Genomic DNA, 23564 nt, shown 5'->3' on the forward strand with positions numbered 1-23564 from the left:
TACCTACAGTGGAAATCTAACCAGGTCTTTTTCATATCCATCTATAATTAGCGACGATTACTGCTTCGCTAGAACATCTTGATACTCAGGATGTTTGCTGATTGTACTCTCTGCAAAAGGACAAGTAGCTACGATACGCAGATTATTTTCTCTTGCATGTTCTACGATTCTCTTCACCAAGGCTGCGCCAACACCTTTTCCTTGCAGCTCTTCAGATACAGAGGTATGATCGACGTCGATCACTTCATAACCTTCTGAATCCTTACCGCGAGGGATAAAGCCGATGCTTGCTGCCTTTTCTCCATTTTGATCCACATAGAATTCGTTTTCTCCAGGTAAAATATCATACATTGTCTAAGCTCCTCTCTATGGGACAAGATCCCGTTACTCTTTTATACACGTTCCGCGGCTTATTGAAGCATGATTCAAAGATTCGTCACGGAACTCAGTGTAGAGGTAGCTTGTCATTATTCTTCCTGGATTATTTATATTTTGATTGCTCTTATACGAAGACGTTTGTAATCGATGTTCCAAGTCCCCACATGATATAGAGCCGTTTTTGTTTGCTCAGCGACCTCATCATAAGCTTTGTTCAAGAACTCAGGTGATACATCTGTGAAGAAGGGGCTTGCAAATCCATCCAGCCAGTGCCTGAGTCCCCCCTCTCCGTCTAGCATCGGGGTAGGTCTATCGAAATGCAGTGCATACGTGACCCGAAAGCCGTGTTTTTCAAGAAGAGTGCTGTACTCTCCGATACTCGGAAAATACCAAGGATTCAGTTTCCCCGCATCGATTCCCTGCTCCATTAGCACTTCGCTGATAGCCTGAACCACGGTCCCTACATTATTCTTTCCGCCGAACTCAGCCACAAACCTGCCTCCAGGGCGCAGTGCAGCATGAACACACTGGACCACATCTTCTGCATTTTCCATCCAGTGCAGGGCAGCGTTAGAGAATACCGCATCCATAGGCTCTTGTACCGTGAATTGCTCCGCATTTCCTTCTACAAAATTCAGATTCGGATATTTCACCCGCGCTTTCTCCAGCATCGAGGGGGAGAAATCCATCCCCGTTACGAGCGCTTTGCTTGCAGCAATCTCTTGTGTTAGATCCCCTGTTCCACAGCCAAGATCAAGAATACGTTCGCCCACTCCGGGTTCCAGTAAATCGATCACACCTCTGCCCATCTCGGATACAAAAGAAAGTTTCTCATCGTAATGTTCAGATACCCATGACTGTCCCTTTCCTATTCGCTGTACCATCCTGACCTCATCTCCTTCATATAGAAGAACCTACAGCCATTATGGCACAGCAGATTACATGAAATTAAATACCTGTTTCCTATGAAATTAATAGTTAACAGCTATTATCTCCTTCATAAGAGGCGTCGGCATCTTGAAAATCGTACCCATCCATTTACGAGTCTATATTCTACATTCCATTAGGATAGACAACTACTTTCAAACTGCCGCTCTTGTTATGAATGGCCCTTTCCAAAGCTTCTTGGGTCTGTTCAAGTGGATATCGGTCGGTTATGAGCGTACTTGCAGGGATATCTCCTTTGGCAAGAAAACGAATGCCGTCCGGGTACGTGTTGGCATAACGGAATACCCCGTAAATATCAATCTCGTTATCTGCCATAAACGGTACGTTCAGCGGGATTTCATCTTGTGCAGGCAGTCCTACAATGACGAGCTTTCCCCCGCGCCGTAGAGAAAGAAGTGCTGATTGCAATGCCCGGGGGCTCCCCGCCGTCTCCCAAGCTGCATCTACGCCTATCCCCTCTGTAATCTCACGAATTCTAGCATCCGTATCTTCCTTTCCTGCATGGATCACATCCGTTGCTCCCATTCTTATCGCAGCATCCAGACGAATCTGTTCTAGATCAGAGACGATAATTCGGCTTGCTCCATATGATTTGGCAGCAGCCACTGCCATTAGCCCAACCGGGCCCATCCCCATAATGGCAACGGTGGAACCGGGGCTGAGTTTACAGCGCGAGGCAGCATGGATACCGACCGAGAACGGCTCCACTAGTGAAGCTTCTTCATACGACAGCTCATCTGGGATGGGGAACACAAAGTCTTCACGAATAGCGAGATATTGTACAAAAGCGCCATCTACCGGAGGCGTCGCTAGAAACTGAACCTCAGGACACAAGTTGTATCTGCCTTCTTTGCAGTAACGGCAGCGGCCACAAGTCACACCAGGTTCAATGGCTACACGGTCCCCAGCTTGTACACGGGTCACGTCCTCCCCTGTTCTCACGATGATTCCCGCGCATTCATGACCAAGAATGATCGGCTTTTCTACAACATAACGCCCAATTCTCCCATGCTCATAGTAATGGAGATCTGAGCCGCATACGCCAACCGCCATAATTTTAACCAATACTTCATCTGGGCCAAGTTCAGGAACAGGAAGTTCCCTAATCTCTATGTTTCCGGGCGTATTCATCACTGCAGCTTTCATAACTGTTCCTATTTCCTGCTCTACGCTTCGGTTTGTATCTATTTCCTTACTTATTCGAGATAATTGCATACTTCATCGCTCCTCTGTCTGTTTTTCTGACTGCAATTAGATAAATGGATAGAATTTGGAATTCCTTCTTTCATACTACCATACAAGTATGGTAGTATGATGAAGAAATGAACATTTTTTACGTGATACATATACATCCTATCATGCACTAGAAGAAAGGTGGCTGCTTCGGAATGAAAATGGTATTCCGTTATTTTGGTCTCGGCAATGATACGGTATCGCTTGAGCAAATCAGACAAATTCCTGGTGTAGAAGGTATTGTATGGGCCCTGCATGACATCCCTGTTGGTGAAGAATGGCCTATGGAACGGATCGAGGAAATCAAAGCCCAGGCTGATGAGTTCGAACTTCATTTAGAGGTTGTTGAAAGCGTAAACATCCATGATGATATTAAACTCGGACTTCCTTCTCGCGACCTTTATATTGAGAATTACAAAAAAACAATCGTAAAGCTCGCTCATGTTGGGGTGAAAGTGATATGTTATAACTTCATGCCTGTTTTTGACTGGCTGCGAACGGATTTGTTCAAATCAGGACCTGACGGTTCCACCGCTCTATTCTATGAAAGAGCAAGGATTGAAGGACTCGATCCCTTTGATCTCGTTCAGCAGATTACGCAAGATACGACACTCACCATGCCTGGATGGGAACCCGAACGGCTTGCCCAATTAACAAACCTGTTCGAAGCTTACCGGAACGTAACAGAAGAAGATCTATGGAATCATCTTTCCTATTTTCTCAAGGAGATTATACCGGTAGCAGAAGCCAATGGAATTCGAATGGCCATTCATCCGGATGATCCGCCTTGGCCTGTCTTTGGTTTGCCGCGCCTCATTACGAGCCATTCTAATATAAGACGCTTTCTCTCCCTCTATGACAGCCCCGCCAACAGTATTACGCTGTGCAGCGGTTCACTTGGAGCGAATCCCGCGAATGACATTGTGTCTATGATTTACGAGTTTAAAGAGCGCATCGCTTTTGCTCATATTCGGAACATCAAAGTCTTTGATAATGGTGACTTTATCGAAACTTCTCACCGTACAATAGACGGTACAGTAGATATAACGGGTATTGTCCAGGCCTATCATGACATCGGTTTTACCGGATACGCTCGCCCAGACCATGGTAGACAAATCTGGAAGGAACAATGCCGACCCGGATATGGACTTTACGATCGTGCGCTCGGTATTATGTACTTATGGGGTCTATGGGACGCCTACAACCGAGTACAAGAGAACCAATCTTCCAAAAAAGAGGTGAGCAAGGTATGAGTACGCTACATCCGCAACCCCATCACACTGCCCTCCAAGATAAAGTTGTTGTCATTACCGGAGGCTCAGGTGTATTATGCCGTGTCATGGCTGAGGAATTAGCAAGACAAGGAGCAAAAATAGCCATTCTGAATCGTACCGCCGAAAAAGGAGCAGAAGTTGTTCAGTCGATTACGGAAGCCGGCGGGACAGCGATCTCCATCGCTTGTGATGTAACGAATGAAGCGAGTGTAGTGGAAGCCGCAGAACAAGTCGCTTCACAGCTCGGTCTTTGTGATATTCTCATTAATGGTGCCGGTGGGAATCGCCCTACAGCCATTACTACGAATGAGATTTTCAAGCAGGAAGATGTGAACCAGCAAGATATCGTTTCTTTTTTTGATATGAAAGTAGAAGGATTTCGAGGAGTATTTGACCTCAATATCGTGGGTACGCTGATCCCTAGCCAAATTTTCACCAAACAAATGCTAGGCAAAGAAGGAACGAGTATTATTAATATCTCTTCCATGAGTGCCTACTCCCCTATGACAAAAGTTCCTGCCTACAGCGCTGCCAAAGCGGCAATCAGCAACTTCACAGAATGGCTCGCCGTTCATCTTGCCGAAGCAGGCATTCGTGTGAATGCTATCGCACCCGGATTCTATCTCACCGAACAGAACGAGAAACTGTTACTTAACGAAGACGGAAGCCTTACCGAGCGCTCCAATAAAATTATCTCCCATACGCCGATGCGAAGATTTGGTAAACCTGAAGATTTACTCGGTACGTTGCTCTGGCTTGCCGATCCGAATGCAGCTGGTTTTGTGACAGGAACCGTGATTCCGGTAGACGGTGGTTTTAACGCGTATTCAGGTGTGTAATTATTCTTTTTAAACTACCATATAACAAAAGAGAGACCCGGGGAAATTTCCAATTCCGAGATCTCTCTTTTTATTTTACATGCTACTGGATTCACTTTCGTACATCCTGTGACTAAGATAATTAATATGCATATGCATAAAAGCAAAAATTTCTTCATGAGCCCAGCTCCTGTAATTTGGATTCATACGAAAAATAAAAGATAGAAGAATATTCATCAATAAACATCCTAACCTCAAGGAACTGACTATATTATTATATTAATAACCAAAAAGCACAGATAAAAACAGTTGAATCACCAGGACACTCACCCATCTTGAAGTTCAAACATAGGCTGTTGTAAAAAAAGATGGAGGATTCTCTATATGATGATACATCCTAATCCATACTTCTACGCACCCACACATTGCTATCGCGCAGGTCTACAGCCCTTCGGTCAGATTATATTTTCTCCGTATGCTACCTATACTTACGTTCTTCCAAACGATCGTAACAAACGTGCTCCATTTGAACACGAATCTCCGATCGTTACAGGTGACTTTACCGGAGATGGTACTGTTGATACTGCAAGACTTGCCTGGAATAAAAGCGCACCTGACAGCGAATATGTAACAGATATTACTCTTGTGATTCGTAGTGGCAGTACGGGAGCAGAGACTTCCTTTCCTCTCCCAGAAAAGTCCGGTTACAGCCCCACTCTCTTTGCCGGAGATTTTACAAGGGATGGCATACCGGATCTATTCATCTCCATTCAATCCGGTGGTTCGGGAGCAATGACGTATAACTTCCTCTATACCTATAAAGAGGCGGTACTCCGTACTCTTTTTGATACCAATCAATATAACGAAGAACAGAAGTACACCGTAGAGTATCTTGATTATTACCGGGTGCGAGTCACGAGCTTAAATAACCGGCAATCTTATCTCATTGATATCTCCGCTCGCGGAAGCGACTACTTATCTGATATCTATAACGAGAATGGCAAGCTGAAGCAGCCACTGCAAGGCGACGTTTTGCCCGTAAGCGGGGTATATCCTGTAGATTTTGATCAGAATGGTGTTTACGAACTTCTTATCTTCCAAGGAATTATGGGGCAATATAATGCAGATCGGTTCGGATATGTTCAGAATGTTCTTACTTGTCAAGAAGGCCGCTGGAATGTGATGAATCAGTGGGTGGCAGTATATGGTACAGATCTTGTGGTACCTAAGCTATAAAAGTCTTTTCTGACTATAATAAAGAGGACTCTCGTCCGATGTGCTCGGATAAGAGTCCTATTCGTTATAATGGGTATATTCTAATGATAGGTATATTCTGAGGTGTAGCTTCTGTATTACCCTTTAACAAGCTCTTTTTGTTGTAGAGAAATAGGACCATCTGCAACCGGTGTACCAAAATTAGGCGTTCCGTCTTCGTTCCAAGTGATAATTTGTGCTCTTGCATGACGATTCCCATCATACAGCGGGTCACCAATTGTCTCTTTATATGTTCTTGAATGGTAGATTACAATATCCGTCTCTCCATCTGGAGAGGTAGTAAAGCTATTGTGGCCAGGGCCATATTGTCCATTCGCCTCATTCGTTTCAAATACAGGTTCCTTGCTCTTAATCCAGGAAGCTGGGTCGAGCAGGTCTGCATCTTCAGAAGCAGTGAGAAGCCCCATTTTGTAGTTATGATCTGTAGCGCTGGCTGAATAGCTGATAAATATTTTACCATTCTTCTTCAGTACAGCTGCCCCTTCATTCACTAGGAATCCAATGACCTCCCAGTCGTATTCCGGTGTAGTAATCATGGTTTGCTTGCCTTTAAGTGTCCACGGATTCTCCATTTCAGATATGTAGAGGTTAGAATTCCCTTTAATATTCGGATCTTGTTGTGCCCATACGTAGTATAGTTTACCTCGATGTTTGAAAGTCGTAGCATCCAGTGCGAAGCTATCCCACTCGGTCATAACCTGCCCCTTCTCTACCCATGTTCCTTCAAGTGGATTTGGAGATTCGTTCTCAAGAACGTACATACGGTGACGGAAAGAGTGATCCACTTCTCCTTCTCTCGCTTGACCTGCTGCAAAATAGATATACCATTTTTCATCAATATAATGGATTTCGGGTGCCCAAATATTTTTACTCATCGGTCCTGATTCATATTTTCTCCATGCGACAACGGGTTCTGCTCCTGCCAGCTCAGCTAGTGTTCTAGCACGTCGCACTTCAATTCGGTCATAGGAAGGAACGGAACCTGTAAAATAGTAATAACCATCCTCATGCAAGTATACCCAAGGATCTGCACGTTGGGCCACGACTGGATTATTCCACTGCATAGGATTCTGCTGTAAACTCATAGATTATATCTCTCCTCGTAAATATTGTGTATACCATCTTATAAGTGTATTTCTTGAGATATAAGGAAGCGGACACGAATCATAGAGTACCCTTCCCCATATCTTAAAAAAGCCTTCTCCCCAAACTGCTGTAAACGTATACATCGGTCTCGTGGAGAAGGCAACTTACAAGGTCTCTGGTAGGTTTAGCACTTCTAGTTCCTTTATAAAAATAACAATGGGTAAATCACTTTGTTTGTTTTTATAATGTAACAAATATCGAGAGACTGTTCAACGTTTTTTTAAATCATTTTAAATAAATTTAAACACAAAGTTAAAAAACGGTGTATTTTAGTATTTCGGCCATCCATTTGAGTCCCAATTCAGATCACTAATCAGCAGTTTAGGATTTCCATTATCTTCTGCATCGTAAGCGTGTCTTGCAATGATGTTCGTGCCGTAAATGTCTTGTCCGCCTGGACCCTTCCATTTATCGTTCCCCGTATCAAGGATCGTTCCACCGCCATTCAGCATATCGACACCATTCTTATCAACAAAAGGACCGGTAATATTCTTGGAACGTCCGTATACAATCTTGTACGTACTATTCACACCCTGGCAACAACTATCGATGGAAGCAAAAAGATAATAATATCCGTTTCGGTATACCATACTCGGTCCCTCAATCGCTCCCGAGTTCGAAGGTCTTGCTGCAATGGATGTGATGCTGCCTGTTGGTTTCATCGTATTCTTGTCAATCTTCGTCAGCTTAATTCCACTCCAGTAAGAACCGAACACGAGCCAAGGTTCACCAGAAGTATCGATAACCAAATTCGGATCAATTGCGTTATAATTATCAGAGGTTGTTGTTCTAAGCACAAGTCCATCATCTCTCCACTGCCCTGCACCTATGCTTGTTGCAGAAGCTAGTCCGATTGCTGACTGATTAGAACCAAACGAAGAAATGGAATAGTAGAGCCATACTCTGCCGTTGTATTCCTGAATGTCTGGAGCCCATACGTCATTCGTAGTTTGTTTTGGAACATAAGTTTTCCACCACGCAGGCGGAGTTAAGAAAATCTGCGGGACCCGGTACCACTGTGTACCATTATCCGATTTGAGCACCTGAATTCCTTGACCTGTAGAAAAGGTATACCAACTGTTTCCTTCCTTGATAATGCTAGGATCATGAACACCCGTATCTCCTGTTACATTCCAGAATGCAGCAAAGCTCGGTGAGCTGAGACCAACTAACGAACCTGCGAGTAAACCTGCAATTAACCATTTCTTGCCTTTTGTCATAATTACACCACCCTCATAGGATTGGACTAGACTATTTTACTTTGCGTTTATATAAAATAGTTTAGGCTTACCAGATTATAAAAGAGTTTTCATTTCTTGGCAAGGGTAAATTTTCCTGGTTTTATTTTCTGAAATAATGGTTGTTCCTAGCATTTTCATCGATTAGAATATGGTGAAGTAAGTTGCTTTGTAACGATCGATCCCTTGTAGGATAACATTCTTTCCGTTATTTCTTTTATGCAGCAATCTATTGTATGATTACTACTATATTGATACGATACTGTTTTACCCCTTTTTAAACTTATTTCAACTAAACTCGCAGTGAAATGTGTGACTGCAGATGCCGTCTTTTTCATTGCCGGGAAAGGAATCTATCATGATCTATATAAAAGATTTAATGTCTGGCGTTCCCATCTTCAAAGCGCTTAGTTCGGAAGTTCGAGTTCAAATCATAGAGATGTTATCTCATCATCAAACCCTTAACCTTAACGATATCGCAAATCGGCTTCAGCTTACGAATGGAGCAGTGACGATGCATATCAAAAAGCTAGAGGAGAGCGGCCTCATTAATATCAACACGGCCGTAGGTAAACACGGAATTCAAAAGATCTGTTATCTGAATGAAGATAAGCTGATGGTGGATCTGCGTAGTCAAGAAGTACATAATCGCTATGAGGTAGAGGTTAAAGTAGGTCATTTCAGTAATTACTATGCGGTTCCTACTTGCGGCCTAGCTACAAAAGACAGCATTGTGGGTGATTTCGATGAACCTCGTTATTTCGCAGATCCGATGCGAATTGATGCTGAACTGATCTGGCTGTCAGAAGGATTTTTGGAATACCGGATTCCGAACTACTTGAAATCAAATGAAACCTTCAGCGAGATTCAATTCTCCATGGAGCTGAGCTCCGAGGCACCGGGCTTTAATAATAACTACCCTTCTGATATTTACTTCTATGTGAATGGTATCGAGATCGGCTGCTGGACAAGTCCTGGTGATTTCGGGGATACAAGAGGTACGTTTAACCCAGATTGGTGGCCGCCGCATCTGAATCAATATGGGATGCTAAAGCTGATTCGAATTAATGAAGAAGGAAGTTTTATTGATGGCTGCCGCATATCTGATGTTACACTCAGCCATATTGGTCTTCATTACAAAAGCGATATTCTTCTTCGAATTGCTGTAACAGAAGGAAACACGAACAAACGAGGTCTCACTCTCTATGGTAAAAATTTCGGTAACTATAGTCAGGATATTCTCGCTCGTGTACTGTATAATATTGATCATTCATAACTCATAAATGAATGATTATTTACATTCATAAATTCCATGAATGCACGTATATAGCGCCTGCTTTCTTGACGATACCCAGCCATCGGTATTGCAAAGAACTCAGGCGTTTTGGCAGTTTTCGGTTTCTTATGGAAAATGAAAAAATTATGATACAATGTGTAATTAAACCTACATAAAGAAAGTGAGAGAACGATTTTGGACAAAGTGGAACCATCGATAACGACAGACATGAACGACATAACGACTAAAATTATCGAGGTGTGTTTGCTTTCCGGAAAAATTATGCTTCAGAGTGGGGCTGAAACCTACCGAGTTGAGGATACGATGATGCGAATTGCTTCCGCGTACGGAATGCCAAATTCAAATAGCTATGTAACTCCGACAGGGATTCTTTTCTCTACGGATTCACTCAGTCCTGCCAAAATCATTCGAATTTCAGAACGCACGACCGATCTTCATAAGGTGTCAGCTGTCAACAACGTTTCCAGAATGATTGGAAATCAAGAGCTAAATCCTTCCGAAGCTTATCACAAATTAAAAGATATCGAATGTTCTTCTGTGCAATTTAGCGTTCCGATGCGAACGGCTGCGGCTGCACTAGCAAGTGGCTGCTTCACGATTATGTTTCAAGGACAATGGGTTGATTTTTTACCCGCCATTTTGTGCGGAGGAGCAGGATATGCTGCCGTAAGTTTATTTCAGCGGCTTGTACAAGTTCGCTTTTTCTCAGAGTTCATTGCCTCCTTTATCATTGGAATGTTATCCCTGTTTCTTGTCTATATCGGAGCAGGTAAAGAGCTCGACAAGATTATTATCGGCTCTGTCATGCCGCTTGTTCCGGGTCTAGCCATTACCAATGCAATTCGGGATCTGATGGCAGGCCATCTCGTATCTGGATTGTCCAAAGGGGCAGATGCTTTCTTAACCGCCTTTGCTATTGGGGCAGGGGTTGCTGTGGTATTCACCTTAATGTAAATCAAGACATGATCGATTATCGTTCGTATTATTTTATAAATCTGTGATGAAAAAGAAAGATGAGGTTTTCCGGTGTTATGCTTATTCCGATCATTGAACAGGGGCTTACCAGTTTTATTGCCTCTCTCCTATTCGGCCTGATTTTTAACGCGCCCAAAAATATGCTCATTCCATGCGGAACAGTTGGCATGCTGAGCTGGCTCATTTATTTTGTAATTGAACCGGGTTACCAAGCCGTATCCGCTACACTTGCCGCAACGGTAGTCATTGGCGTGATGAGCCAGTTATTTGCCCGAAAATACAAACAACCTGTCATTATCTTTAGCGTAGCGGGCATTATTCCTCTCGTCCCCGGCGGTCTTTCTTATAATGCCATGCGTTATTTTGTACAGAATGATTATTCAACCGCAGTAGAGCACGCAGCAAAAGCCCTGATTCTTGCAGGTACCATTGCTGTTGGACTCGTTCTCTCCGAAGTGCTTAATCAAGCCTTCCGTAGAAAAGTAAACTCATAACAAAAAACTCGCCTTTCTAAATAGAAAGAGCGAGTTTTCTTATTTAAGCATCCAGTTTCTTGCCAAGAACGGCAAGATCGCGTTTTTTTCCATCAAGCACAGCGATTTCGGGATAGTAGCCCCACTGCTCAAACCCAAACTTTTTCAATAACCGCAGACTGGGCTCGTTATGTCCGAATACAAATCCGAGCAAGGTCGTCACCTGAATACGTGGACAATCTTGAATGATTTTTTCCATGAGCCTGCTCCCTGCACCGGTTCCCCGATAAGCTTCACTCACATAAACACTGACTTCCGCTGTAGCATCATAGGCCGGTCTTCCATAGAAGGAACTCAGACTCGCCCAGCCTGCAATCTGCCCGCCAATCCTCATGACCCATAGGGGGCGCTTATCAGGAGTATGCTCTTCAAACCACGGAATGCGGCTCTCTACCGTAACCGGTTCCAAATCTGCTGTCACCATACGCCCTGCAATCGTAGAGTTATAAATCGCAACAATATCAGGGAGATCATCCCGCTGTGCGTAACTAAATTCAATCATTGGTTCCAAGTGCTGTCTCTCCCATGTCTAGCATCTTACTACCTTCTCATCTTATATTTTAAGCGAAAATCGGCTTGATCCCTTTAGGAATTATTCCTAGTTAATCGCTTCACTCTATCTCAATAGGCAGTCCCGTCTGCCGTGCGCTCCAGTTCCATAAAAAAGCAGCCGTATCCTTATCCAGTGCGTTAGGCTTTAGTTCCTGAACTTTTTGTTCATAAAAATATTCCCCTGTGATTCCTTTTACTTCAGGATGAACCGCCAGATAAATTGCTGTTCTTGCCCCTTCCTCTGGCGTAAGGAATGAAGGGATTTTTCGCACCATCGCCATAATGGCTGTTCCAAAACCAGTTGTACGATTAATTCCGATGTTCGTTCCAACCGCCCCCGGATGAAGTGCATTGACGGTTATATTCGTCTCTTGAAGACGCTCCGCAAGTTCTCTCGTAAACAATATGTTGGCGAGCTTTGATTGCGAATAACTTTTAATCACATGATAACGTTTCTTCAAATTTGGGTCTTCCCGGTGAATCTTCCCTGCTTTATAAGCGCCTGAAGAAACGTTAATGATCCGGGCTTCTGCCGCTGCCTTAAGAGAAGGAATCAATAGCCTAGTTAATAAATAATGTCCTAGATGATTCACGCCGAGTGTCATTTCAAATCCATCGGAAGTCTCTTCTCTTCTTAAGCAGATCACACCCGCATTATTAATCAGAACATCGAGCTTCGGGTGGGTGGCTGTAAACTCCGACACAAAACTCCTTATACTATGTAAAGATCCTAGATCCAGCTTCATGAATTCGATCTGTTTTGACCCAGTGGCCGTAATCGCTTCTTTCAGAGCAATACGTCCTCTTTCCTCGTTTCTGCAGGCCATCACAACATGGTATCCCTGTAACGCAAGTTCCATGGAAGTGGCTAGTCCCATTCCTGAATTCGCACCGGTGACTATTGCTATTTTTGTATTCATTCCATTCATCCTTTCGGGTGGAAACAGACATGCCTTACTATTATCATACAAGAAACGAACCACAAAAGAAAACAAGTGATCAAGCAAAAGAAAGTCATATAACAAGAGGTTTATGATAAAATCACAGGGAATTGATTTATTTATTTTTCTCTCTTTTGGGATTTTTGTGGTGAAGCTTTATAATAGGTATTGATACTGAAAGAAAAGGCGGTAACGAATGATGACAAAACAACCTATCTCATTACTGAATCAAGCAATCACTACTCATGCACTAGACGGCGTTCTCATTACCGATCCCAAACATGTATACTACCTGACTGGATTTGCAAGCGACCCTCATGAACGTTTCCTTGGTCTTGTTCTGGTACAAGGCGAAGAGCCTACTTTAATTGTACCGAGCCTTGATGAAGAAGCAGCTTCAGCGGCCTCTACTGTAAAGAATATCGTCACTCATCAAGATACAGATAACCCTTATCATATCTTAAAAAAACACCTTCCTCATGCGATGAACAATTTTGGAATTGAGAAAGATCATCTATCTTTGTCCAGATATGAAGAACTTGTTCAGTATGCGGATGCCAAAAAATTTGTGGATATCGGCCCACTTCTTCGTGAACTGCGTGTTCGTAAAGCACCTCATGAAGTAGAACGAATGAAAGTTGCAGCGAATATGATTGAAGAAGTGCTCCGCAGAGGACTCACTCACGTGAAAGAAGGCGTAACCGAGGTTGAGCTTGTTGCTGAAATGGAATATCAGATGAAAAAGCTCGGCGCTTCTGGTCCTTCTTTTGATACCATGGTTCTCAGCGGACCAAATACGGCACTCCCTCACGGCGTACCTGGCACTCGTAAACTTGCTTACGGTGACCTGCTGATGTTTGATATGGGCGTATATGTCAACGGTTATGCTTCTGATATTACCCGTACCTTTGCTTTTGGAGAACTGTCTCCTGAACAGACAAAGGTGTATAACACCGTGCTCGAGGCCAATCTAAAAGGAATTGAAAGCGTGAAACCAGGTGCTACTTTAGCTTCTGTTGATTTGGCTGCTAGACAAGTAACGATTGATGCTGGTTATGGGGATCGTTTCCTCCACCGTCTTGGACATGGTCTTGGTATAGATGTACATGAATATCCTTCTGTCCATGGTGCGAATCAGGAATTGTTGACCGAAGGAATGGCCTTCACAATTGAACCCGGTATTTATATTCCAGGTCTCGGCGGTGTCCGGATTGAAGATGAGGTTATTGTAACTGCAGATGGTGTAGAACTGTTAACAAGCTTCCCGAAAGAACTGCAGATTCTCGGCTAATCTGTAAATATATACTCAGTTATACTCAGTTGTCCTATATAGAAAATGAAAAAGGTGCCCCTTCTTACGAGTATCATACTCATAAAAAGAGGCACCTTTTCAGGTTTATTTTACTAGAAACAACTTATCCTTCGTGTGCTGAATCCAAATCAAAGTTCGATTTGTCGAAAATTTCTTGATCGTTTTCTTTCAGCATCTTACTGGATATCAGACCCGCTGTCATCGAACCGTTGACATTAAGTGCTGTACGTCCCATATCAATCAGTGGCTCTACCGAAATTAGAAGACCGGCAAGACCAACAGGAAGGTTCATGGTGGAAAGCACGATAAGAGAAGCAAAGGTTGCTCCGCCGCCGACACCGGCAACACCGAAGGAACTAATCATAACGACAAGTACTAGGGTAACGTAGAACTGCCAATCCATTGTTACTCCAACAGTAGGAGCAATCATTACCGCCAGCATGGCAGGATAAATCCCTGCGCATCCGTTCTGACCGATCGTTGCACCAAACGAAGCTGACAAGTTAGCGATCCCTTGAGACACGCCAAGCTTTTTCGTTTGTGTTTCAATATTGAGTGGAATGGATGCTGCACTTGAACGAGAAGTAAAGGCAAATATCAAAGTTGAAATCACTTTTTTAGCATAAGCAATTGGATTAAATCCGAATACAGTAACGAGAATCAAATGAACAATAAACATTAGAGCCAGCGCTACATAGGAGGCGATTACGAATTCTCCCAGCTTTAGAATCTCCTGTGCATCCGTTGTTGCCGTGACCTTGGTAATCAAAGCAAGGATTCCGTAAGGTGTCAGTCTTAATACTAAAGTTACAATACGCATAACAACCGCGTATAACGAAGTAACTAGCTTGCGGAAAGTATCTGCTTGTTCTGGCTTTTTACGATCCAGTCCAAGTACAGCTGCACCTACAAATGCGGAGAAAATAACGACCGCAATGGTGGACGTACGGCGTTCACCTGTCATATCAGCAAAAGGATTGGTCGGAATAAATGCCAGTACCTGCTGTGGAATAGACAAATCCTGAACATCGCCAAGCTGTTGTTCCAGACGGTCTGCTCTCGCTTGTTCCGCTTCACCACTTTCGATATTAATAGCCTCAAGACCAAACATTTGAGTAACTCCAATACCAATGGTTGCTGCGATAGCAGTCGTAATCAAGAGTGTTCCGATGATCGAACCGCTCATTTTCCCAATGTTCTGATTGCCTTTCAGATTCATGATCGCCGAAATAATGGATACCATAATTAGCGGAGTAACAATCATCTGCAAGAGCCCTACATAACCAGACCCAATAATACTAAACCAGTCAACACTCGTTTTCACTACACCTGTTGTAGCCCCATATATAACTTGAAGCAGAATTCCGAATACCAGACCTAGTCCGAGACCGGTGAATACTCGCTTCGTAAAAGAAATATGCTTCTTCTGCATGCGATACAGGATGCCGACAAGAACCAACATCACTGCCACGTTGATAATAATCTGCAACGTTTCCATGATAACTATTTCCCTCCACATCATCTAATGAACTCTAACGTTCAGACTTGGTTATTGCTTCTGTCATGTATCCTATATATACCCAATTAATCCAATAGGGAAAACAAATAAAAGAATGGCATCTGCATAATCTAGGTCTTTGCGTCTAGGTTAATTTTATATAATAATTTATACTATATCATAAAACCAATTAAACAGGTAGACTTTTATTAAAATAGAGGATAAACGGCTCTACAACAACATAATCCCACATTTTCTTCTGAATTCAGCCCCATTTATTATAGGTTGAATAGGTGACAAAATATCCACAATATACCATTATATTAATTTCGTAAAACCATCTATTCCTTAACCGTTTCAACCAGCATCTAGGGCTTATGGATGGTCAGTCATAAAAAAAGCCGCGTTTACCAGATAAAATTCTGGATCATCGCGGGCTTTTCTCATCGTTTTCTCCAAACTTCAAACTTCGCTTCAGAAACTCATTTCATATCATCTGTTTATTACGCGATCCTATTATTTCATATATTTGTTCTAGATCTAGATGGTTACGGACGATCTCCGCTACACGATCAAACTCCTGTGTCTTGTAGACAGCCGCTTGGAAAGTTTCACCAATGGGTGAAAGACCTTTCTGTAAACGAAGTCCATCAAGCCAAGCACGCCTGAACTCATCATTATCAAAGAGACCGTGCAGATAGGTTCCCCACACTTTCCCATCTGCAGCTCCGCATCCTTCTAAGTGCCGAGTCTTTACTTCTTCTGCTGAAGAAACTGCTTCTTTTATATCTTCTATTTCTTTTGTTTCTGTTAAGTCTGTATTTAGAACAAATAACGGTCTGTAGCCTTCACTTCGTAACCCAGCTGACGCATCTCTTTCTGTGATTCCCATATGAATTTCATATGCTTCTATCGTAAGTCCTGTTTCCTTGTTCTCACCCATTCGGAGTGGACACTCCTTGGCAGCCGTACCTTTCACTCGAACGGTTCTTTTTTCTTTGGCGAAGGTAGTGACAAGCGGCAACAGGCCAAGGCCTTCCGCTTGTTTTATCTCACTTTCAACAGCATAAGGATCAAGCAATTTCTCACCCAGCATCTGGTATCCGCCGCAAATCCCCACAAGCTGAACCTCTCGTTCGTGCCGTTGCTCTTTCATCGCACGGTCTAATCCTCTTTCTCTAAGAAAAGTCAGATCACTAATGGTATCCTTTGTGCCCGGCAGTATAATCACATCAGGCTCACCAAGTTCATCTGCAGTACTGACATAGCGCACAACCACATCAGGCTCCCAGCCCAGTGCATCAAAATCAGTAAAATTAGAAATCCGGGGATACCGAATGACGACGATATCAATTTCTTTCTCTTTTTGTCTGCGATACTGGAGTTCATCCAGCACAACCGAATCCTCCGCTTCAATACGCAGTTCTGGAATATACGGAAGCACCCCAAGTACAGGAATTCCAGTCCGCTCCGTAAGCCAATCCAGCCCTGGCTGCAACAGCGCAAGATCTCCGCGGAACTTGTTAATAATAAAGCCTTTTACCCTTGCCCGCTCGTGCGGTTCAAGCAGCTCAAGGGTCCCTACTAGCGAAGCAAATACACCGCCGCGGTCAATATCCGATATCAACAGAACAGGTGCATCTGCCCAGCCCGCCAAATTCATATTCACAATATCTCTGTCTTTCAGGTTTATCTCCGCAGGACTTCCTGCTCCCTCCATCAGGACAATGTCATATTGTTCCCGCAGACGGTCCAGGGCATCAAGGACAATGGTTTTGGCTTGCGGTAAAAAATGATTTCTATAGTCCATCGCGCTCATCTGCATCTTCGGCACCCCATGGACAACAATCTGAGAATACATATCTTTAATCGGCTTAATCAAGATTGGATTCATATCGGTTGTCGCTGGCAAACCGCAAGCTTCTGCTTGTACTCCCTGCGCTCTTCCAATTTCCTTCCCATCCAGGGTGACATACGAATTAAGCGCCATATTTTGCGATTTATAAGGAGCTGGCTGGTATCCATCTTGTAAAAAAAGGCGGCACAGCGCCGTTGTCACAATACTCTTTCCGACATCCGATGCAGTACCTTGAAGCATGAGAACAGCGGCTCTATGCTGTATTTTCTTTTTATCCTGTCCCATATCAGTGTTCACGTAATATGTACCTTTATTTTCCACGGGCTTGCCCCTTTCTCTTATCACGAATTACTAGTATTACGGCTTAGGGTGCCATTCCTCATCTTAGTGTATGATGGTAGTGAGAATAACTAGTAGGAGGAGTCCTGCTGCTTCAAGTCCCTCATTAAGGGCCCCATAAATATCTCCCGTTAGTCCCCCAAGGCGTTTGCTGATACGATCTGCAGCCCATTTCCCGCAAGCCCCTATGCATAGAGGAATGACAAAAAAGGCGGACAGTATAACACCCATATGAAGACTCCATGCAAACGGCGGCCCATCTACAGCATACGCAGCAAGTAAGAATATACCGCATGAGATCGCAGAGAGAAGCAACGTTACCGCTCCCACTTTATAAAGCAGTGCATTCTGAACTCCTGCAAACATGCCTGCGAGACCCTCTCCAGCCCTAGCCCGCGGATATTTCCCCATGGCATACACCATAAAGAAACGGCTCCATAGAAAAGGCAAGACCGCTGCACCCATGAGAAAAGATTGTCCCATTAAGCTGTATAGAAGCGCTGCTTTCAGCATCAGCAGCAGAACACAAGCAATCACGCCCATAGCTCCCACCCTGCTGTCCTTCATAATCTCAAGCATCCGTTCTCTGCTTCGGTAACTGAGAAGGGCATCAGCAGAGTCCATCCAGCCGTCTAAGTGAAGCCCGCCTGTGAGCCAAACCCAGATTGTGAGAACTAGCACTGCCGATGGAGCCGGAGGCAATAAGAATCCACTAAGCCAAGCTGCGATCCAGACACAAGTCCCAATACATAAGCCAACAACCGGATAGAACAGAGTGCTTCTTGTCATTAGTTCTGGAGTGAATTCAAGCTGAGTTTTCACCGGAAATCGCGATAAAAACTGAAAAGCGGCCGCAGCCGCTTTTGTATTTTCTCTCATACTTTATACTCCTTGCTCTTTAGTTCAATGGCAATACCAGCCGTTACAAGGAATACCTCCTTGCTGATGGCTGCCATACGCTGATTCAGAATTCCGGCATAATCCCGGTAAATCCGGCCCAATCGATATTCAGGAACAATCCCGTCTCCCACTTCATTGGTTACCAGAATCATAAGACCTGGATAAGCAGCAACACTGCGGACAAGACGGTCGATCTCTTCCATTATTGCCTCAGGTCCCTCGTTTTCTTTGGCCATCAAGACGTTAGAAAGCCATAAGGTAAGACAGTCAAGCAGTATCGTGGGTACAGGCAGCGTTGCTTCCATTAACCCGTTCAATGTTTCAGCTACTTCCAGCGGTTCTTCAATCGTATGCCATAGATATGCACCGTCCTCCCGCTGACTGCGATGTGCAGCAATTCGGTCGGTCATCTCTTGGTCATAAGGTTGCGCGGTCGCCATATAGATGGCTTCTGAAGACCGGCTCATGCACAATTTCTCAGCGAATGTACTTTTACCGCTCCGTGCACCGCCCGTTACGAGAATAATCATAATTTGGCCTCTGCCTTCTCATTACTTCCAGAAACACCTGCACTGCTAAATGTAGCCATCTCATCCATAATTCTTCCTGCCGCTTCAATCAGATGAAGACATAGAACGCCGCCCGTTCCCTCACCGAGTCTCATTCCCACCTGAAGCATCGGAGAGAGTTCTAACGTTTGCAGAAGTGCTGCATGTCCTCTTTCTTCTGATGTATGAGAAGCAATCATATAATTTCGGCATGCCGGTGCAATACGGCTCGCTACCAAAGCAGCAGCGGTAGAAATATACCCATCAATGACAACCGGACATTTCAAAGCAGCAGAGCCGATAATGACACCTGCAAGACCCGCAATATCTAGTCCACCGACTTTAGCAAGTACGTCGATTGGATCATTCGGATCCGGCTGGTTAAGCTGTATTGCCCGGGCAATCACATTTGCTTTATGCTGGACACCTGCTTGATCAAGACCCGTCCCTTTGCCTGTCGCCTCCTGCACGCTGACTCCCGTAAGGACACTAGTAACCGCAGCACTTGGCGTTGTATTGCCTATTCCCATCTCTCCGGTAACGAATAACTGAACTCCATCTCTTACAGATTCTTGCACAACGTCGATCCCGGTAAGAATCGCTTGAAGTGCCTCTTCTCTGCTCATAGCAGGACCCTTCGCCATATTTGCCGTTCCTTTGCGAACAGAACGAGATACAAGTTCGGGGTGAGCAGGCTCACCATTCACACCAATATCCACACATATCACTTCAGCACCTGCATGACGAGCGAGTACATTTACGGCTGCCCCACCAGCAAGAAAATTATGAACCATTTGCTGCGTTACCTCAGCTGGGAAACTGCTGACTCCTTCTTCCACAACTCCATGATCTGATGCCATCACAATAACGGCTTTTTTAGAAAAGCTTGGCTGTTTCTTTCCTGTAATCCCTGCTAAGCGGATCGTGAGCTCTTCTAACTTACCCAGACTTCCTGGGGGTTTCGTTAAGTCATCCAAATGATCTGAAGCCGCCTTCTGCGCTGCCTCATCTAATGCAGTAATCTGCTGAACCCATGCTTTTAATTGCTGTTCTCTCTCCATGATATCTCCATCCTTATCCGCTGCTGTTGTACAGCTTGTATATAACGATTATAACGAAAAGTGAGTAAATACTTCAAAAGAAATCATGCAATTTTCATATTGAATTTACAAATAAGACAAGTCGTTCTCTTTGGCTGAAAAAAAGAAGACCTGATTTACGGATATCAGGTCCTCTTCTATGTTGTTCTGATATTAAAATCATCTCACTCTTACTGTTTACGTAGTAAAAACTGAGGGATATGATGATCCGGATGTTGAACCATCACAGGCTGGATCTCGAACAGTCCTCTAATATTCTCCTCCGTAAGCACCTCAGCAGGAGTACCCTGAAGAAAAAGCTGGCCCTCTTTTAGTGCACATAAGTAATTACAGTATAGAGAAGCTAGATTTAAATCATGCAATACAGCAATAATCGTAATCCCTGTATTTTGCTGCCACTGTGCCAGAAGATCCATGAACTGCAGCTGATAACGAACATCAAGAAAAGTAGTCGGTTCGTCCAGCAGCAGGATTTCAGGTTCTTGCACCATTACTTTGGCAAGAGCTACCCGCTGTCTTTGTCCTCCGCTAAGTTCATCAAGTCTGCGTTCCGCAAGGGAAGTAAGATCCAGCTTCTTCAGAACCTGCTCTATTTTTTCTTCTCCAAAGCCCTGATCTCTCCCCAGCCAGTCTTGATAGGGATATCTCCCCATGGCCACAACGTCCCTGACGGAATAACCAATCTCAGGTAATCCATCTTGCTGAAGAACAGCAATGATTCGCGAGAGTTCTTTACGGCTGTAATCTTGGACTGGTTTGCCTTTTATATGGATCGTACCCTGGCTTGGTGACAGGATACCGGATAGTAAATGAAGCAAAGTAGACTTTCCGCTCCCATTCGGCCCAACAATTCCCCACCAGTCACCTTCCTCAGCGGTGAATTGAATGTGATCCAGTGCGATGAACTGATTGTACTCTTTTCGGAGTGCCCTAGCTTCCACCACAGGAACTGTAGTCGAGTGATCAGACTGATGATCGAAATTTGCTGTCATCCGCTGATGCCTCCTCGCCGTTTTTTATTCCCATGCAATAAGTAAGCAAAGAACGGAGCCCCTACAAAAGCGGTCAGTACACCAAGCGGAATCTCCGTAGGAGCGAGTATGGTCCGTGCGCCCATATCCGCCCAGGCCAGAAAGATACCTCCGCCTAACGCAGATAGAGGAATAATCAGACGGTAATCCGGTCCGACAAGGAGTCTGATGATATGAGGGACAACAAGCCCCACAAAACCAATCACACCCGCGACAGATACGGCTGCAGCCGTTAATAGCGTAGAAACCAAGAGTACAGATACCTTCAGTAAGTCTACCCTGACCCCTAGGTGTGCTGCTTGTCTTTCTCCTAGTGCCAACAAATTAAGCGACCTGCCTCTGCACCATAGATAGATCAACCCAACCCCTACATAAGGGAAAAGGATGGCCGTGTAAGACCATCCCCGTAAACTTAGGCTTCCCATCGTCCAGAACAAAATTTGATTCACCGTATCCTTTGACATGGCGGTCAGAAAAGAAACAACCGCTCCTAGAAAAGCATTCATCACAACACCGGACAAAATCAAATTGTTCGTCGGTATTTTCCCGCCTTCTCTAGCCAGCATCAAAACACCCCATAGTGTAATGACACCTGCTATAAAAGCGACGAGCGGCAGCATCCATTCGCCAAGCCAAGCATACTCTAGACCCAAATAAATGAGGAGTGCTGCTCCAACAGAAGCACCCGCCGATACCCCAAGCGTATAAGGATCTGCCAGCGGGTTACGAAGTACACCCTGAAATCCTGCGCCGGCAACAGCCAGCGCTGCACCAACCAGGATACCAAGCAGCACTCGCGGTAAACGCACCTTCATTATGATCTGTTCTGACGATGTATTCCATACGGGATCAATGAACCCGTCCATCCCCGGAATATGACTTATAAGAATCCCTGCGATATGACGAATCGGAAGATGTACTGACCCGATCGCAAGACATAGCAGCAGGGTCAGTACAAGCAGGATGATTCCTATTAATCCATATCCTGCCAGTCTCTTTTTCATTGGAACAGATCCGGATAGACTGCTTTCGCTACTTCTTTGAGTCCTTCCGTTACACGTGGACCTGGGCGACTAAGCAGATTATCATTAATCGAAATCACTTGTTCGTTCTTAATTGCCGTAATCTCATTCCAGCCATCCCGAGCTTTAATGATCTCATCAAGTGTTTTGTTATTCTCTACCACATCACTTCCATACAAAATGACATCAGGGTTTGCAGCAATGATATTTTCCTCACTGATTTCAAACCAGCCTTCTGCATCTCCAGCCACATTCACTCCGCCTGCAAGGGTAATGACTTCATCCATAAATTCACCTTTACCTACAGTCCAGCCTGGAGAAAACTCTACGTATACTTGTTTTTTCTGATCATCGGAAAGGGATGCTACTTTGTCTTGTACTTCTTTCACAACTGCTTTCATTTTTGCAATAACTTCTTGCGCTTGTTCTTGATGATTTGTAATTTGACCGTATACTTCAATATTTTTCATTACATCTTCGATTGTTTTTGGATCTGTTTTGAAAATAACGATGCCAAGATCGCGCAGTTTCTGCACTGCTGCCTCATCCATCGAAATACCTGTAAAGACAATATCCGGCTCAGCCGCAATGATTGCCTCTGCATTAGGTGTATACAGGCTGCCCATCTTCGGCTTGTCCTTTACTTCTTCTGGGTAATCGTCATAGTCGGATACTCCCACAATTTGCTCGGCAAGTCCGATTGCGTATAGCGATTCGGTCTCAGCTGGCGATACAGACACGATTTTTTCAGGCGCCTTTTCAAAAGTAAACGACTCTCCTGTGGCATCCGTGATTGTCAGAGGATATACCGTCTCGAGACTAGCCTCTTCTTGGTTTTCTGCTCCAGTACCTTGCTCTGCTGTCTGACCTGTACCTTGTCCTTCTGATGGGGTCTCATTACCGCACGCTGCAAGCATGATTGCGAGCATGAGTGACATCAAAATGGATAAAAATCGACTATTCATTTTTTTCATTCTTCTCTCCCTCTCTTTATAAGTGAAGCCAACGACCTTATTAGGTATGAACACCAAACAACCCTGCTCCTATCATAAGAACAAGGTTACGTCTCGCTGCTGCTCCCTCTAATAGAAAGGCACAACAAATAAGCAAAACGTATCCTTTCCTCGAAGGATTACACGTTTATCAAAGGGCAAGGCAGGTCTCCTGACTATCCAAGTTTGAAGTAACAGCTTGCCCCCTTCCCATTTCCTATAGACGAAAACAGTGGATTCATAGCAGCTGTCCCTGGTATACAGTGGCGGGACCGTGCCGGATTTGCACCGGCTTCCCTTTTAACCAAAAGAATGAAATGCTTATATTCTTCTGGACCTTGCTCAGTATGATCGAC

At 44.2% G+C, this 23564-nt stretch carries 22 protein-coding genes and 1 riboswitch; of the genes, 7 read left to right on the plus strand and 15 right to left on the minus strand.

Annotated elements, in window-relative coordinates:
* Positions 1–57: 57 nt before the first annotated feature.
* From GQY27_RS03855 to gutB, 3 genes are all read right to left on the minus strand, one after another.
* Entirely contained in the window at positions 58–351 is a 294-nt protein-coding gene (locus tag GQY27_RS03855) for a GNAT family N-acetyltransferase (RefSeq protein ID WP_160032215.1), read from the minus strand.
* 134 nt (positions 352–485) lie between these two features.
* Positions 486–1262, minus strand: coding sequence for a class I SAM-dependent methyltransferase (locus GQY27_RS03860; protein ID WP_160032216.1), 777 nt, complete (start codon positions 1260–1262; stop codon positions 486–488).
* 169 nt (positions 1263–1431) lie between these two features.
* Entirely contained in the window at positions 1432–2541 is a 1110-nt protein-coding gene (gutB, locus tag GQY27_RS03865) for a sorbitol/xylitol/iditol dehydrogenase GutB (RefSeq protein WP_527250283.1), read from the minus strand.
* Positions 2542–2714: 173 nt separating this feature from the next.
* Here gutB and uxuA point away from each other — a divergent pair, with 173 nt between their 5' ends.
* From uxuA to GQY27_RS03880, 3 genes are all read left to right on the plus strand, one after another.
* Positions 2715–3812, plus strand: coding sequence for a mannonate dehydratase (gene uxuA, locus GQY27_RS03870; RefSeq protein WP_160032217.1), 1098 nt, complete (start codon positions 2715–2717; stop codon positions 3810–3812).
* Positions 3809–4672, plus strand: a complete 864-nt coding sequence (locus GQY27_RS03875) for an SDR family oxidoreductase (protein WP_160032218.1) — start codon at positions 3809–3811, stop codon at positions 4670–4672. Before uxuA ends, GQY27_RS03875 begins: the two co-directional genes overlap by 4 nt.
* Before the next feature lie 363 nt (positions 4673–5035).
* On the plus strand, positions 5036–5887 hold the full coding sequence (locus tag GQY27_RS03880; protein WP_160032219.1) for a YybI family spore inner coat protein: 852 nt from the start codon (positions 5036–5038) through the stop codon (positions 5885–5887).
* A gap of 116 nt (positions 5888–6003) precedes the next feature.
* Here GQY27_RS03880 and GQY27_RS03885 read toward each other — a convergent pair whose 3' ends face one another.
* Entirely contained in the window at positions 6004–7011 is a 1008-nt protein-coding gene (locus GQY27_RS03885; protein ID WP_160032220.1) for a glycoside hydrolase family 43 protein, read from the minus strand.
* A gap of 330 nt (positions 7012–7341) precedes the next feature.
* Positions 7342–8292, minus strand: coding sequence for an arabinan endo-1,5-alpha-L-arabinosidase AbnA (abnA, locus tag GQY27_RS03890; protein ID WP_160032221.1), 951 nt, complete (start codon positions 8290–8292; stop codon positions 7342–7344).
* A 376-nt stretch (positions 8293–8668) separates the two neighbouring features.
* On the opposite strand from abnA, the gene GQY27_RS03895 reads away from it, so the two are divergent.
* The 3 genes from GQY27_RS03895 to GQY27_RS03905 all read left to right on the plus strand — a co-directional run bounded on the left by GQY27_RS03895 (position 8669) and on the right by GQY27_RS03905 (position 11076).
* A complete protein-coding gene (locus tag GQY27_RS03895; RefSeq protein WP_160032222.1) occupies positions 8669–9586 on the plus strand; it encodes an ArsR/SmtB family transcription factor in 918 nt (305 codons plus the stop codon).
* A 228-nt stretch (positions 9587–9814) separates the two neighbouring features.
* On the plus strand, positions 9815–10561 hold the full coding sequence (locus tag GQY27_RS03900; protein WP_160032494.1) for a threonine/serine exporter family protein: 747 nt from the start codon (positions 9815–9817) through the stop codon (positions 10559–10561).
* A 77-nt stretch (positions 10562–10638) separates the two neighbouring features.
* Positions 10639–11076 carry a threonine/serine exporter family protein gene (locus GQY27_RS03905; RefSeq protein WP_160032223.1) on the plus strand — a complete coding sequence of 146 codons (438 nt, stop codon included), beginning with the start codon at positions 10639–10641 and terminating at the stop codon, positions 11074–11076.
* Positions 11077–11119: 43 nt separating this feature from the next.
* On the opposite strand, the gene GQY27_RS03910 is transcribed toward GQY27_RS03905, so the two are convergent.
* Both GQY27_RS03910 and GQY27_RS03915 read right to left on the minus strand, forming a co-directional pair.
* Complete coding sequence (locus tag GQY27_RS03910) at positions 11120–11617, minus strand: GNAT family N-acetyltransferase (RefSeq protein WP_160032495.1); 498 nt, start codon at positions 11615–11617, stop codon at positions 11120–11122.
* A 109-nt stretch (positions 11618–11726) separates the two neighbouring features.
* The gene (locus GQY27_RS03915) at positions 11727–12587 is read right to left on the minus strand and encodes an SDR family oxidoreductase (RefSeq protein ID WP_160032224.1); all 861 of its coding nucleotides are present in this window, start codon (positions 12585–12587) and stop codon (positions 11727–11729) included.
* Between the two features lie 220 nt (positions 12588–12807).
* Between GQY27_RS03915 and GQY27_RS03920 the strand changes: the two genes are divergently transcribed.
* Positions 12808–13899 (plus strand): M24 family metallopeptidase, encoded by a 1092-nt coding sequence (locus tag GQY27_RS03920; RefSeq protein ID WP_160032496.1) that lies wholly within the window; start codon positions 12808–12810, stop codon positions 13897–13899.
* A gap of 124 nt (positions 13900–14023) precedes the next feature.
* Here GQY27_RS03920 and GQY27_RS03925 read toward each other — a convergent pair whose 3' ends face one another.
* The 8 genes from GQY27_RS03925 to GQY27_RS03960 form a co-directional block, all read right to left on the minus strand.
* Positions 14024–15418: an L-cystine transporter gene (locus tag GQY27_RS03925; protein ID WP_160032225.1), complete on the minus strand. Its 1395-nt coding sequence runs from the start codon at positions 15416–15418 to the stop codon at positions 14024–14026.
* A gap of 487 nt (positions 15419–15905) precedes the next feature.
* Entirely contained in the window at positions 15906–17561 is a 1656-nt protein-coding gene (locus tag GQY27_RS03930; protein ID WP_442950879.1) for a cobyric acid synthase, read from the minus strand.
* 99 nt (positions 17562–17660) lie between these two features.
* A complete protein-coding gene (cobS, locus tag GQY27_RS03935) occupies positions 17661–18494 on the minus strand; it encodes an adenosylcobinamide-GDP ribazoletransferase (protein WP_160032226.1) in 834 nt (277 codons plus the stop codon).
* Positions 18491–19045, minus strand: a complete 555-nt coding sequence (cobU, locus tag GQY27_RS03940) for a bifunctional adenosylcobinamide kinase/adenosylcobinamide-phosphate guanylyltransferase (RefSeq protein WP_160032227.1) — start codon at positions 19043–19045, stop codon at positions 18491–18493. The genes cobS and cobU overlap by 4 nt, the downstream gene beginning before the upstream one ends.
* Positions 19042–20124 (minus strand): nicotinate-nucleotide--dimethylbenzimidazole phosphoribosyltransferase, encoded by a 1083-nt coding sequence (gene cobT, locus GQY27_RS03945; protein ID WP_160032228.1) that lies wholly within the window; start codon positions 20122–20124, stop codon positions 19042–19044. The genes cobU and cobT overlap by 4 nt, the downstream gene beginning before the upstream one ends.
* 209 nt (positions 20125–20333) lie before the next feature.
* Positions 20334–21155 (minus strand): ABC transporter ATP-binding protein, encoded by an 822-nt coding sequence (locus tag GQY27_RS03950; protein WP_160032229.1) that lies wholly within the window; start codon positions 21153–21155, stop codon positions 20334–20336.
* Complete coding sequence (locus GQY27_RS03955) at positions 21152–22198, minus strand: FecCD family ABC transporter permease (protein WP_160032230.1); 1047 nt, start codon at positions 22196–22198, stop codon at positions 21152–21154. Before GQY27_RS03955 ends, GQY27_RS03950 begins: the two co-directional genes overlap by 4 nt.
* A complete protein-coding gene (locus GQY27_RS03960) occupies positions 22195–23190 on the minus strand; it encodes an ABC transporter substrate-binding protein (protein ID WP_442950874.1) in 996 nt (331 codons plus the stop codon). Before GQY27_RS03960 ends, GQY27_RS03955 begins: the two co-directional genes overlap by 4 nt.
* 163 nt (positions 23191–23353) lie before the next feature.
* A riboswitch (cobalamin riboswitch) is annotated at positions 23354–23564 on the minus strand.

The organism is Paenibacillus sp. An7 (assembly GCF_009870785.1).
Classification (GTDB): domain Bacteria; phylum Bacillota; class Bacilli; order Paenibacillales; family Paenibacillaceae; genus Paenibacillus.